This window comes from Winogradskyella sp. PC D3.3 (assembly GCF_054366245.1).
On the sequence record NZ_CM135962.1, the window covers coordinates 2,715,168 to 2,728,356 of the forward strand.

The 13,189-nt window shown below is 30.6% G+C and carries 12 protein-coding genes and 1 pseudogene; 1 reads left to right on the top strand and 12 read right to left on the bottom strand.

The window, feature by feature from the left end; genetic code table 11:
• Positions 1 to 763: 763 nt before the first annotated feature.
• Positions 764 to 1,718, top strand: a pseudogene (locus ACXGSQ_RS11925) (IS110 family RNA-guided transposase).
• Between the two features lie 47 nt (positions 1,719 to 1,765).
• Here the strand turns inward: ACXGSQ_RS11925 and ACXGSQ_RS11930 are convergent.
• The 12 genes from ACXGSQ_RS11930 to ACXGSQ_RS11985 form a co-directional block, all read right to left on the bottom strand.
• The gene (locus ACXGSQ_RS11930) at positions 1,766 to 2,506 is read right to left on the bottom strand and encodes a hypothetical protein (protein ID WP_458626398.1); all 741 of its coding nucleotides are present in this window, start codon (positions 2,504 to 2,506) and stop codon (positions 1,766 to 1,768) included.
• 122 nt (positions 2,507 to 2,628) lie between these two features.
• The gene (locus tag ACXGSQ_RS11935; protein WP_458626399.1) at positions 2,629 to 3,039 is read right to left on the bottom strand and encodes a hypothetical protein; all 411 of its coding nucleotides are present in this window, start codon (positions 3,037 to 3,039) and stop codon (positions 2,629 to 2,631) included.
• A gap of 153 nt (positions 3,040 to 3,192) precedes the next feature.
• Positions 3,193 to 3,855, bottom strand: coding sequence for a hypothetical protein (locus ACXGSQ_RS11940; RefSeq protein WP_458626400.1), 663 nt, complete (start codon positions 3,853 to 3,855; stop codon positions 3,193 to 3,195).
• A gap of 166 nt (positions 3,856 to 4,021) precedes the next feature.
• Complete coding sequence (locus ACXGSQ_RS11945; RefSeq protein WP_458626401.1) at positions 4,022 to 4,483, bottom strand: hypothetical protein; 462 nt, start codon at positions 4,481 to 4,483, stop codon at positions 4,022 to 4,024.
• Positions 4,484 to 4,650: 167 nt separating this feature from the next.
• The gene (locus ACXGSQ_RS11950; RefSeq protein ID WP_458626402.1) at positions 4,651 to 5,607 is read right to left on the bottom strand and encodes a hypothetical protein; all 957 of its coding nucleotides are present in this window, start codon (positions 5,605 to 5,607) and stop codon (positions 4,651 to 4,653) included.
• Positions 5,608 to 5,769: 162 nt separating this feature from the next.
• Positions 5,770 to 6,402, bottom strand: a complete 633-nt coding sequence (locus ACXGSQ_RS11955) for a hypothetical protein (RefSeq protein WP_458626403.1) — start codon at positions 6,400 to 6,402, stop codon at positions 5,770 to 5,772.
• 696 nt (positions 6,403 to 7,098) lie between these two features.
• The gene (locus ACXGSQ_RS11960) at positions 7,099 to 7,713 is read right to left on the bottom strand and encodes a hypothetical protein (protein ID WP_458626404.1); all 615 of its coding nucleotides are present in this window, start codon (positions 7,711 to 7,713) and stop codon (positions 7,099 to 7,101) included.
• 154 nt (positions 7,714 to 7,867) lie between these two features.
• Positions 7,868 to 8,488 carry a hypothetical protein gene (locus tag ACXGSQ_RS11965; protein ID WP_458626405.1) on the bottom strand — a complete coding sequence of 207 codons (621 nt, stop codon included), beginning with the start codon at positions 8,486 to 8,488 and terminating at the stop codon, positions 7,868 to 7,870.
• A 163-nt stretch (positions 8,489 to 8,651) separates the two neighbouring features.
• Complete coding sequence (locus tag ACXGSQ_RS11970) at positions 8,652 to 9,161, bottom strand: hypothetical protein (protein ID WP_458626406.1); 510 nt, start codon at positions 9,159 to 9,161, stop codon at positions 8,652 to 8,654.
• A gap of 13 nt (positions 9,162 to 9,174) precedes the next feature.
• Positions 9,175 to 11,136: a hypothetical protein gene (locus ACXGSQ_RS11975; RefSeq protein ID WP_458626407.1), complete on the bottom strand. Its 1,962-nt coding sequence runs from the start codon at positions 11,134 to 11,136 to the stop codon at positions 9,175 to 9,177.
• 243 nt (positions 11,137 to 11,379) lie between these two features.
• On the bottom strand, positions 11,380 to 12,033 hold the full coding sequence (locus tag ACXGSQ_RS11980; protein WP_458626408.1) for an MAE_28990/MAE_18760 family HEPN-like nuclease: 654 nt from the start codon (positions 12,031 to 12,033) through the stop codon (positions 11,380 to 11,382).
• Positions 12,033 to 13,112 carry a GmrSD restriction endonuclease domain-containing protein gene (locus ACXGSQ_RS11985; protein ID WP_458626409.1) on the bottom strand — a complete coding sequence of 360 codons (1,080 nt, stop codon included), beginning with the start codon at positions 13,110 to 13,112 and terminating at the stop codon, positions 12,033 to 12,035. Before ACXGSQ_RS11985 ends, ACXGSQ_RS11980 begins: the two co-directional genes overlap by 1 nt.
• Positions 13,113 to 13,189 lie beyond the last annotated feature (77 nt).

Consider the following 13,189-nt stretch of genomic DNA (forward strand, 5'->3'; position numbering starts at 1 on the left):
TTGTTAGCTATGAGTAGGCGCGCATAGCCTTTGGTAAAGTAGAGGTGTTATTTTTCCTGCCGAAAGCAAACACTTTAAATGCGTAGCCTAGAGTTAGCAGAAATGCTGAACACGATTATATGTTTTTTATTTAAGAAGCCATTGTAGATAAGCTGTGTCCAATTCGCGCATGTGTTTGCTTATTCGACTAAAGCACTGACGCCTTTTTTTATTTTTCAGCGCAAACTTGCTAACGCATGACTTTTAGGGAATGTTTGAAAAACTTCAATGGATTAGTTAAAACAATAAAAATTGCAAATAGAGAACGATCTTAATGCGTTTTATTTTAAAAAAAGGAATAATAGCACAAAGTTCACAGAAAAGGAAACGGCAAAACGAGAGGCTTTAATCTTCTAAAGAGGAACGGAAGTTTGTTTGCGACTATTATTGCTAACGTCTCCGTATATGATTTGTAGCGTTATTTCAGCAGGTAATTTAGTAAATAATAACGAAAATAGAAAAACCGTGAGGTTTTTCGACAGTAGGCGAGAAGCAGCTATGAATTATATACGGCTTAAGTTTACAAATTATTAAATTAGATTAATAAATCAGAAAGAACAAAAGAGAGAATTAAGGTTAGTATACACGGTGAAGCCAAGACTTCGACAACATTGATAATCCTCTCTCTTTTTCTACCTAAATTTCGTTCAGTTCTGTGAGACCAAGATCTCGTTTTTAAGTTGTTGAAAGTAAAGTAGAATGTCCTTTCTAAAACTCATTTTTTATGAATAAAGATAAAGAAATTTATGGTATTGACATTAGTAAAAATGTTTTTGATGTGTATTGCGAGTCTATAATTAAATAATGATGAAAAAGGCTTTAAAACACTATTAAAAAAGCTACCTAAAGCAGCTTTGGTAGTTATGGAAGCTACAGGCTATTATCATTACAGGTTAGCTCAGTTTTTAGATAAAAACGAAGTAGCAGTATCAGTAGTAAACCCATTGTCAGTTAAACGCTTTATACAGATGAAATTGGCTAAAGTAAAAACAGATAAGAGTGATGCAAAAGCGATTTGTGAGTATGGAACGATGAACAATTTGCCAATGTACAGTGCCTTGACAGCTATTCAAGCAGAATGTCTACAACTCTTTAGATTGTTGGATAATTATTTAAAGAAACGCACCCAGACCAAGAATAAGAAACATGGCGAGGAAGTCTTAGGTATTCCATCGAAATATGTTTATCAGTCTTTAAAACGAGATTTAAAGCATTTAGACAACGAGATTAAAGGCATAGAATTAAGGTTGTTGGAACTAGTAAAACAAGATCAGCAACACCAATTAACCTTATTAAATAGCATTCCAGGAATAGGCATAAAAACTGCTTTGTTTTTAATAGTTGTAACAGATGGTTTTAAGAAGTTTGAAAGCGCATCACAGCTTTGCAGTTATGTAGGCATTACACCAACAATAAGGGAATCTGGAAGTAGTGTTAGAGGACGCAGTAGGATAAGCAAAGTAGGGAATAAGAAGTTAAGAAACATGTTGTTTTTATGTGCTTTTTCGGCCTGTAAGCATAATAAGGCATGTAGAGAAATCTATGAACGAATAGTAGCCAAAGGGAAGCGCAAAAAACAAGCCTTAATAGCTGTTGCCAATAAGTTATTAAAACAAGCTTTTGCCATTGCAAAAAGTGGTTTGCCTTATGATGAAAACTTTGTTTCTAAATTAGCTTAAAATTGCTTGTTTTTTAACTCAGTTCTTTGTTGGCAAATCGTATTTTTTTATGATACCCAAGTTCCTTTTATTTTATCTATTATCCAAATTCCATTCTCATCTTTTTTGATGAAAATTCGGCAACCACTTCCATTTAATCTACCTTTTACGAAACCTGCATTCAGCACGCCAAAAGATTTGGTTTTGTCAAACAAAATTCTAGAAAATGAAAGAGAACCTGCAAGATTAAAATCATATTTCGTTGTCCAAAGTTCACGTCCTTTTGGGAATTCAGACATTGGCTTAAATCGTAATTTATTGTTTTTAGACTTCAATTTGTCAAAGTCAACGTTAAATCCATCATTTAAGTCAAAATTTTTAGAGTCAACAACAAGTTTATTTTCATTAAAATGACTTATCAATTCATACATATCTTCTCTTTCAAACCGATTAATTGAATCAGGAAAGACAATGTAAATTGAAGTTGTATCGTTATTTATTGAATCTTTTCTTTTTTCCCAAGCTTTCAGTCTTTCATTATAATCGTCGGATTTTTTCCAATTTTCGAGAGCTTTATTGTAATCGCTTTTAGAATCAAACCCTTTTTCAATAAGATAGTCAGGTGAAGGTGGTGGTGGTGTTGGAAATAAGCGTAAATCGTGATACATTTTATCTGAAAGTTCAGGAAATAATTCGTAGAAAACTTGCTGTTCAAATTCCACATTTGATAATTCCTTTTTCTGTTCGCAATTCATAAGAATTACTGACAAAAGGATAGTGAAAATGATTGTTTGAAGCGATTCTCTCATATGTTTGCCAACGGTTTTGTATAACCGTCAGTTACGGGTTTATATGCGTTAATTTTCGGTTTGACACAGACTTTAGCAATTCCGAGTGGATTCGGACATAGTCGAATCCGCCGTAATTGCGGTTATACATTGTTGGCAAACGTTTTTTTATTCCATTCAACATTCAATTTTTCCAATTCAGCGTTGAATTTATTTAGAGTTTCAGAGTCGATTATTTTAGTGTCAATTTGTATTTCATATTTGTCCGTTATCAGCATATATTTATTGTCATTTAGAATGATTCTTTTTATTTTAGATAAAGGGATTGACTTTCCGAATATTTTTCGAGTTTTTATAATTCCATCGCGAATAGTTAGATAATATATTTTTTTATCAAATAAAAAATATAAAAAGTATCCTACTGAACAAATCAATGCTAAATAGTCAAAAGTGTTAGGTGATTCTTTCGTAAATCCATATCCAGCGTAGATTCCCCACAGAATCGCTGAAATCAAATTAATAAAATCTCTTTTCTTTTTGTACGGTATTTTCATTTTAAATGTTTGCCAACGTGTTTGTGTATGGTTAGTTGCGTGGTTAAGCAACTAAATTAGCAAACTTTTACGAACCTGAGAATATTCCGAAGGAATATTCCAGATGTGCACTTACAAAGCAATTAATTATACACGGTGTTGGCAAATCGTTTTTTAATCAGTATCCGAAGCTGTAATTCCAATGTAATAACCTCTTATTGGATTATAAACTGTCCAAAAATGAGTTCCCCAAAATTCTTTTCCATCATCAAAATAATTAGAACAATCAGTATTCCATTTAAAAACTTCTATTTTATTCAAATCCGTAAATAAAAAATTGCAGAAATCGAGAAAATATTGACCCGTTTCAAAGATGTTATTTGATACTCTAAAACCGTGAACTGGGTCTAAAAAAGCTTGAGTAAATCCAAATGTAGATAAATTAGACGTTTCATTTTTGAAAATTTTTAAATCACGAACGTTAACTATGTTTTCATTAATTTCTTTACTGTCAAAATAAAACAGGTTGTTTAAAGATTTAAACCTTCTTAAAATAGGTTTCATTGACTTAAAATCAAACCAAGGTCCAAAAAATTCTTCAACAGAGATTTTCGTTCCGCTTTCGCTCATTTTGTTTTCTTCAAATTCTAATTTAAAGTAATGACTGTTTCGTTGAAGTTCTAATATTGAGTTTTTTGCAGTAAGAAAATGAGAGTTGTATTCGGAAATACTTTTATCAATTTTAAAAAAATTGAAATCAATTCGACCACCATAATTATCAAACTCTTTTAGTTTATTTTTTATCTCGATATTTTCAATTAATTCAATGTTTTTCAAGTCAGATTGCGTTTTTGCGAAATGTTTGCCAACGGTCTCGTATATGATTTGTAGCGTTATTTCAGCAAGTAAGTTAGTAAATAATAACGAAAACAGAAAAACCGCGAGGTTTTTCGACAGTAGGCAAGCAGTAGCTATGAATTATATACATTGTTGGCATTAGTTTTTATTCTAATTGCTTTTTTACAGGTATTAAAAGTTCGTGAGTAAAATTTCCTCCATCATCAGTTCGTTCAGTTAATAGAATTTCTATATTTCCATCCAAGAGATTCTCTTCAGTTGCAGTTAGTTCGAATTTTAAACCTTTTGAGTTTATTTCAGGTCCATTCAAGTCAACGCTTTTATTTTTTTCAACTTTTAAGTTTGATAATCTTTTATATAAATTTTCTTTTTTGAGATATATTTCTGTCGGTTCTCCAACGACTAAAAATCCAAAGTCATTCTTTATAATGATTTCTATTTTGTCGGCACTTGAGTAAACAAACTCAGTTGAATTCTCAATCGATTTATTAATTTCTATTTTGGATTTAGATACTGTTTCAGATTTCGTATTTGTATTTTTTCCGCAATTTGATAAATTCAGAGTGATTAAAACACATAATATATAATTTCGAAAATTGTATTTCATTTATAGTACGATTTTTTTTCAAATTAATGCCAACGTTGTTGTATATGGTTTGTTGCGTGTTTTAAGCAACTAATTTAGTAAATAATTACCGACCAAGAAAGTCCGCGAGGACTTTCGTAAGTAGGCGAGAAGCCAGCAATAAATTATATACGGTGTTGTAAACTGGGCTATTCCTTCTCTTTATTGTTTCCGAATAATTTATATTGTTGTTTTTCTGCTTCTTTTCCTTGTGGTGTTTCTACAATAGTATTTTCATAATGTTTTTTAAGAACTGTCAAAACTGAATATGCAGAAGTGTAAATTTCTCCAACTTCATTTATTTTTCTTGACTTCTCTAAAATACAATCGATAAAAGTTCCGTTTTTAAATTCAATTCCTTCTGCAACAACAGACTGTTTGAAAATTTTATCTTTCATATAGAAATCCACAGCTTCTCCGATTTTACTGTAAACACCTTTCCATTTATATTTTCCTTTTTTAAGTACAGGCGAAATAATTTCGATAGTTGCATTTTCATCTATTTCAGATTCTAATTCATCACTTTCTAAAACAAACTTATCAAAATCAGTTCTCGAAATAAACTTTGGTTCTTCAATTCTTTCCTTATTTGCTGATAATTTAGTAGTAGATATTTTTTTAACTTTAGGATAATTATAAAGTTGTTTGTAATAATTTGATAGATGTTTTAAAATTTTAGGATTACTATCAATTATTAAATTTAGGTTTTGAATTGTTATTTGTTCAGGTTTCTTTTCTTTTAGTTCTCTCTTTAAGGACTTAATATTCAATTTTCTCTCTTCTATACTTAATTCCAAATCTTTTTTCTCTAATTTGGATTTTCTTAATGGAACTCTTGATAGAGCTAGAGCTAACGCGGTGATAAGTAGCGTAATTTGAACATTGTTTTGAGAGAGAAGAGTCCATAATTCAGTTAGACCACCTTCTTCAAATGCTTCTGTTTCTACTTTTACATCAAGTTCTAATTCTTTTTGAAGTTCAGTATATATTTGTAGCAGTTCAAATTCGCAACGATTTCTAACAAAAGCATTCATCGTGTGAGAATCATCACTATCATCAAAATAGTAATGTAATTCTAATTTATTCGCAAATGTTTCTTCTTTCATCTAAGATTTTTCTGCCTTGTTTACAACGGTCTCGTATATGATTTGTAGCGTTATTTCAGGAAGTAAGTTAGTAAATAATAACGAAAATAGAAAAACCGCGAGGTTTTTCGACAGTAGGCAAGCAGTAGCTATGAATTATATACATTGTTGTGCATAGTATTTTTATTCGAATGTTTGTTCGTTTTGCTCCATTAAATGTGCGTTCCTTGTCATTTCATCATTTAGAGACAAGTAATGTATTGCTAAAATCAACTGAATATTTGGGTCATTTAAGTCAAATTCACTGTTCGGTTTTAAAATTTCGTAGTACTGAATATCAAATCCATTAAATGCGCCAGATGCTTGAATTCTATCTGCATATTTAGCAATTCTTGGGTTTGATTTTCCTAATTCTGCTAAGTAATTTTGATATTTACCAAATGCTACTGCGCAAATATCTTTAGATTTTGTTCCACTTGGATAATAAGTAGATTCGCAATACATCCAAATTTTATCAAAAGTTGATGGCGAGATTCTATTATACATTTTTTTTTGTTCCTCAAAATCAATTCTTGCCCAAATTCCAGTTCCGCTTGCAGTTAAAGAATCGTGATTAATTTTTCGAAAGCATTTTTTCAAATCAGAATCATATTCTGCACACACGTTTTTAACAAAGAAAGTGATAATTTCTTTCAAGTCATTAATCTCCTCATTTGTGAAATTCGACTTCAATTCTGCCGTAGAATATTTTGTATCACAAGAAATTGTAATGAGTAATATCAAAATGCTAAAAGTGAGCAAAAGTGTTTTTTTCATATTATGCACAACGGTCTTGTATATGATTTGTTGCGTGTTATAAGCGAGTAAGTTAGCAAATAAAAACCGAAATAGAAAAACCGCGAGGTTTTTCGACAGTAGGCAAGAAGCAGCTATAAATTATATACATTGTTAGCTATGAGTAGGCGCGCATAGACTTTGGTAAAGTAGAGGTGTTATTTTTCCTGCCGAAAGCAAACACTTTAAATGCGTAGCCTAGAGTTAGCAGAAATGCTGAACACGATTATATGTTTTTTATTTAAGAAGCCATTGTAGATAAGCTGTGTCCAATTCACGCATGTGTTTGCTTATTCGACTAAAGCACTGACGCCTTTTTTTATTTTTCAGCGCAAACTTGCTAACGCATGACTTTTGGGAATGTTTGAAAAACTTCAATGGTTAGTTAAAACAATAAAAATTGCAAATAGAGAACGATCTTAATGCGTTTTATTTTAAAAAAAGGAATAATAGCACAAAGTTCACAGAAAAGGAAACGGCAAAACGAGAGGCTTTAATCTTCTAAAGAGGAACGGAAGTTTGTTTGCGACTATTATTGCTAACGTGTTTGTGTATGGTTAGTTGCGTGGTTAAGCAACTAATTTAGTAAACTTTTACGAACCTGAGAATATTCCGAAGGAATATTCCAGATAAGCAGAGACAAAGCAATTAATTATACACGGTGTTACCTGCAGTTTTTTATTCAGATTTCACATAATTCGATAATACTAATACATAAAACATCTCATCTATATTTTCTATGTTTTCAGGTAGGAAGTGCATAAATACAATATTCTTATTATCAACTTTTCTAATGCTTAAAAAGTTCGAACTATATGTTAAGGATTCAATTTGTTCTTTAGGCAGAATTTTCAATAAAGCTTTGTCTTTTATATGACATTGAGGTTCGTTATAATGTAAAGTTAATTCCCCTTTACTTATTCGCCATTTCCCACTTATAATTTCGTCATTATCTACAATGTTAAATTTTCCGTCATTTGTTATTTCAATTTTCTCAAATACTTGTAAGTTGTATGGTTTTTCATTCGATGTTTTAACGCTGTTCAGATTCCAACTTCCAATTATTTCTTTACTAATTAATAAACTGTCCTTTTTAGTTAATAATTTCAATCTTGTTTCTTCCAACATATGCATATTGATGGAATCTAAATTTTTAGACATTTCACTTTTTAATAGAACTTTGCCTTTTGGATTTAGAGAATCATAAACCACAATTATGTCTTCTGGACTTACTTGACCAAATCCAAATGTACAAGTTAGAATTATTAATAAAGTGATTAGTTTCTGTTTCATTCGTTGCGTTTTTAATTGCAGGTAACGGTTTTGTATATGATGCGTTGCGTGGTTTAGCACGTAATTTAGCAAATAAAAACCGAATAGAAAATCCGCGAGGATTTTCGTAAGTAGGCTCTCACTAGCAATGGATTATATACGTTGTTGCAAGTAGTTATTTTTTGTTTCCAAATATGTTTGTCAATTTATCATAATCCACCGAAAAATCTGTAATTCTTAAATAACAGTATTCCTGCATTCGGTAAGCCATAACTTTTCTGTTTTTTTCAATCCAATAGTATGTAAATGGTCCGTTTTCTTTCGTTTGTGACAGAATAGAGTAAACTTTCAAATGCTCATTTCCATATTTTTGTCTTAAATATTCAGTCAGCTTTTCAAATCCGAGTTCAATGTTGTTTTCGTCAGTCAAAAACACTAATTCCAATTCATATAGTTTGTCTTTGTAAAAATCAGTTCGGATAATCGTTGGAATTTTAAAGTCAGCGTTTAATTCCCAGTTTATTCCATAATTCTCAAACTCATTCGTATCTCCGTTTACAGATTCAAAGTCAGATTTTTGTTTTAGAATTGAGTCAACTGCTTTAGTCGATTGTCCAAATTTTAAATCTAAAATATTCAGTTCAGAAATAGTTCCTTTAGATTTTTCCGACTCCGTTATTTTATTCAACTCCGCTTTGTCACGTTCAATTAGCTGTTCTAAATTCAATTCAGATTTTGATTGACTTTTACAGCTTATTGAAGTCAAAATTATTAATGACAGCAGAATGTTTTTCATAATTACTTGCAACGTCTCCGTATATGAGAAGTAGCAGATAAAAAGACTGTTAATTTTCAGATTGTAATTAAAGATAGCAGAAAAGAACAAAACCTTGAGTTTAGCTCTTTTCTGCTATTTCTTATATACATTGTTGTAGGCAGTATATTATAGATAATTGAATTTAGTCTTCGATTTCAACTTTATTGGATAGTGTAAAACTAACCTCATAGGCATCATAATACATACTATCATCACATTTACTTGAATCTACAACATACACTTTTTTAGCATTTTTTACTACGTCTGAAAAATTTTCAAAAGAAACATTCATAAAATCTTTGTAGGTTATAATATTATTTTTTGAGTTAATCCTTAAAATTTTTTCTTGTTTGTGTATTTTTGAATAATAGTACAATGTTTCACTGCAACATCCCCAAGAAGTAGAACCTTTTATGTATCTCTGTAATTTACCATTTTCATCAACACCAATAGAATCCACAGGTTTTAAATCTTTAACAGTTTTTGATATATTAAAAGCTAATAATTGATCACCTTCAATATTAAATTCTTTTATATATATTTCTTTTTTTAATGAGTCGAATTTTAGTATTATATTATAATCTGTTTTAGTTTGAGAAAAAGAACTAAAATTCGAGCTTATTATTATTAGTATAATCACAATTTTTTTCATTTTTTCATTTTTTTTAGTTTTGTTGTGAGCAATCTTTTTTACCTAAATTTTTTATTGAATCAACAATAAGTTTATGAGAAGGATATATTGTTGCTCCATTTTCATCAATACCTATATTTATATTATTATTTTCAGCCCATACAATAAACTCATCTGTTTTTTCTAATCCTTTCCAACTCATAAATTCTGACGCCTTTTCTTTCCATTCGTCTCCAAATTGGTCTTCCAGTAACAATTTTAAAATAGGGTTTTCATTAACCCAATCGTGATTATTAAGTAGTAAGTTTTCTAATTTAGACCTATAACTATTTACATCAAAATTTGCAGTATTAAATAAAGCATGTACCCACTGACCAGAACCTGCATTATTAGCATTATATGCACAAATTAATGCTAGCCATTTATCCTTTTCTGATAATGAATTTATATTTACATTAGCGTCAATTGTACATTGTGTGCTGTTAAATTTGGGGTCTCCATTTGGGAAATATGTAATTATTCCTAAATCATCTAAAGAATCGAGCATATAGGCGTGTATAAGCTCATGACATAATGTTACCATTTGTGCAATGTTAGATGCACTCTCAATTTGGTTACTAATTTTAATAGTATAAAAGTCTAAACTAGTCGTTAAACCTATTGGATTAATGTTATTATTAGCTTCATGCCCAGTTGTAATACCCCATTCTCCGACTGCTGTAGTACCTATTTTAAAAGTTAACACTTCATCATTGTTAGAAAAGCTATTAATCATTTGCTTATAGAAATTATTCTGAGTGTCTTCTAATAATTTATCATGAACACATTCTGCTTCTGAATCTGTGAAACTTTCATCTTTAAATATTCTCTCCTCAATATCTACCTCACCTTCATCATCTAAAACTTCTAATACTTCTTCAATATATATTGAGTTTTCATCAGTGCACCCATTAGTGTTAATATAGTTAGCAACAGCATTTTTATTATCTAGACTCAATGACTGCGCTTGATAGTAACTAGGTGTATTATGTCCTAAACAATCTGCTAATATTGTATCTACATCCAACACTTCAAAAGGTTTAGTTACACCACCTATTTCGTTTACTGCATCATCTGTACCAGAATTGTCCGTATTCCCATTTTCATTGTTTGTTCCGCTATTTGGGTCGTTTATATCAGTTGTGCCTCCAGAAGAAAAATCTCCAGGGTCTGTACCATCACCGGGATTATCACCAATAACAGTAGTTGTTCCGCCACCACCACTACATTTGGTTTTAAGTCCTATATAATCTACAGTAGCTCTTGGTGCAAATTCACAGATGCAAGTGCCATCTTGATGTGATGCTTGATGTTCTGGACATGTGCAAAATCCAATTATCATTGTAGATGAATAGGTGTAAGCTTCTTTTTCACAATTTACTGAATTTGTTACCAAGGCATTAAAACTTCCATTTTCTAACGGAATAAGTGTGGTTCTATCTAACAAGTTAAAACCATAAGGATTATGCTCTTGTAGATTTTGATACTCTGTATCGCTCAGCTGATATTGCATTAAATATTCATTGTAAGAGCCATCTGGCTGTGACTCTAGAACAATATTTTCGATTAAACCATTGTCGTTAGCTCTGTATGTTGCAAAAGTGTAGGTATGACCACTTTGGTAAGTGGTATATTCCGCTTGGTTTTGTAGAATATTTAAGCCTGTCAAAGGATTAAAATCATCATCAGTATTGCTATTAGATACATATCCCAATATTATAGAAGCCGTGTTTTGGTTTATTTGTTGCAAATAGGATTTAACTTGCATTTTATGAGGAAAATCATCGATATTAAGTTGTTGCGTCTTTATTTCTGGCTCAATTTGTTGCAGTTCGATTTCTGAAATTCCATTATCTTGGGTTTCCACCAAATTATCCTTTTCACAGGCAATTACAGACGCAAATAGAGCGACCCATAGAATTTTAGAGGTGATTGATTTTATTAGTTTTCTGTTCATAAGTTCCGACGTTTAAATTTAGTTAATATTTTTCAATGTGGCGGCAATATTGCCTACAACGTGTTTGTGTATGGCTCGTAGCGTGCAAATTAAACAATTACTTTCGGATTGAGCACGAGCCGAATTTTTAAATTTTTCTTATTATCTTTTTTTCTCAATAAGCCAAATTTAAAAATTTGGCGGACTGGCAAATATACATTAACTTCGATTAAGCAACTATCTAGCTATGAGCTATATACGTTGTTAGGCACTGGCTTTTTTTAGCCTATATTCCTCCGATAATGCAGAGTTTTCTATTTCTGTTTTCAATGATTTCATTGCTTCTTGGATTTCTAAAAACATTATTTCAAAAGTGTTAAAGTCAACTCTTAGATAATCTCCGTGTGCTATATTATTTCTTGCATCCACCAAATCATTAATTAAACTTTTGAATTTAGAAAATTTTGATTCTTCAATACCGATTACAAATAGTATTTCTTGAAATACTTTATATTTCAAATTAGACTTTGTTTGGATTACGTTAGTTGTTAGAATATTCGAATTTTTATCAAATTCATTAATTAAAAATTCAACTGCTTTTGATTTTTCTTCTAAATTTTTAATCTCGAGATTTCCAAGTTTTTTAGATAAAGAGAGAGCTATAAATTGAGGTTTCAATTCATTATGCTTTAAATATTTACGAGCTACAAATTCCAGATAGATTTCTGTGGATTTTTTTACAAATCCTTCCCAATGTGCATATAGTATAGGCACAGAAAATCGCAAAGCTGCACTTTGTTTCGGACTTGGATTAGATGGAATCTGGTCATTAATCAGCTTTAATTCTTTTCTTCGCCAAGCATAATCTTCGCCTACCAAGTGTGTTAATTGGTCATATGTATATGTCTTTCTTGCCATTATTTTGCAAAGTATGCTTTAGCAAAAGGAACTAATTTTGGAATTCGGCTTTTTGCATTTGAACCAGAACCTGAAGTTTGATTATAAACCTCTTGACCGTATAGATTTTGAATTTTATTTAAAATTATATTGTTTTCTAAAGGCAAGTTATACGTCTCTATATTAGATGCTAATCCAATTGAAACAGCTTCATAAGAAGACTCTAAGAATTTCCCTTTAAAATCTGTTCCGTTATATTTTTTAAACGATTTTTCGCCAAGTATTGAATTCAAAGTTGAAAAAGTCAAATCAAAATTAGCTTTAATACCAGCGAAATCCAATGTTTCGTTATTAAGTAAATCTTCATTAATATCATCTAAATAATCTCCTACATCTTTTTTATGATTATATTCATAATGAGCCAATGCAATAAATCTCAACAATAATTCCATATGATATTGTTCATCATAAAGTCTATCAGATAAAGATAGGGTTTCGAGAAAATCTGGATTTGTAGCTAATTCATTAAACCAATTATATACTTCCGGTTTAATCATTAACATTACATTGTTTCTAACTTCTTGATTAGATGCATTCGAGCCACCAGTATTTAATCTTTGAAAAACCTCAAATTTAGCTCGTTTGTCAGAATCGCTCAAAATTATTGTTAGATTAATTTTCGCTCTTTTAATGGCTAATTTAAGACCAGCGGGAAGTTCTTTATCTTTATTATCATTCGTCCATTTAAATCCCTCTAGACTAGGTATATGTTTGGTTCCTTCAAGTTCTAGTGGTTCGGTATCTTTCAGAACACCAAATAATTGCAGAATTGTAGAAACTCTTTGTAGTCCATCTACTAATTCCCAAATACCATTATCATCTTGATAGACAAATATTGATGGAACAGGAATACCTAGAATTATTGATTCAATAAGTTTAACTTTTTGTCCGTGAGACCATCTAAATAACCTTTGATATTCGGGACGAATTATAATTTCATCATTTTCGTATAAGTTTACAAGCTCTCCAATAGACATTGAATAGCCATCAGTTTTAAAACTTGTTCTTCTTAATTCAATTTCTTTAAGTAATTCTTCCATTTTTTTATTTAGAATGTGGTGCATTCAAGGCCTTAACGCAACAAAAGTTGCTAATTAGTTATGGTACAATTTAATTT

What these genes read in the sequence shown, in the direction of transcription:
- ACXGSQ_RS11950 (WP_458626402.1), bottom strand. Translation starts at nt 5,607, where the DNA reads ATGAAAGAAGAAACATTTGCGAATAAATTAGAATTACATTACTATTTT.
- ACXGSQ_RS11930 (WP_458626398.1), bottom strand. Translation starts at nt 2,506, where the DNA reads ATGAGAGAATCGCTTCAAACAATCATTTTCACTATCCTTTTGTCAGTA.
- ACXGSQ_RS11960 (WP_458626404.1), bottom strand. Translation starts at nt 7,713, where the DNA reads ATGAAACAGAAACTAATCACTTTATTAATAATTCTAACTTGTACATTT.
- ACXGSQ_RS11965 (WP_458626405.1), bottom strand. Translation starts at nt 8,488, where the DNA reads ATGAAAAACATTCTGCTGTCATTAATAATTTTGACTTCAATAAGCTGT.
- ACXGSQ_RS11985 (WP_458626409.1), bottom strand. Translation starts at nt 13,112, where the DNA reads ATGGAAGAATTACTTAAAGAAATTGAATTAAGAAGAACAAGTTTTAAA.
- ACXGSQ_RS11945 (WP_458626401.1), bottom strand. Translation starts at nt 4,483, where the DNA reads ATGAAATACAATTTTCGAAATTATATATTATGTGTTTTAATCACTCTG.
- ACXGSQ_RS11970 (WP_458626406.1), bottom strand. Translation starts at nt 9,161, where the DNA reads ATGAAAAAAATTGTGATTATACTAATAATAATAAGCTCGAATTTTAGT.
- ACXGSQ_RS11975 (WP_458626407.1), bottom strand. Translation starts at nt 11,136, where the DNA reads ATGAACAGAAAACTAATAAAATCAATCACCTCTAAAATTCTATGGGTC.
- ACXGSQ_RS11980 (WP_458626408.1), bottom strand. Translation starts at nt 12,033, where the DNA reads ATGGCAAGAAAGACATATACATATGACCAATTAACACACTTGGTAGGC.
- ACXGSQ_RS11935 (WP_458626399.1), bottom strand. Translation starts at nt 3,039, where the DNA reads ATGAAAATACCGTACAAAAAGAAAAGAGATTTTATTAATTTGATTTCA.
- ACXGSQ_RS11955 (WP_458626403.1), bottom strand. Translation starts at nt 6,402, where the DNA reads ATGAAAAAAACACTTTTGCTCACTTTTAGCATTTTGATATTACTCATT.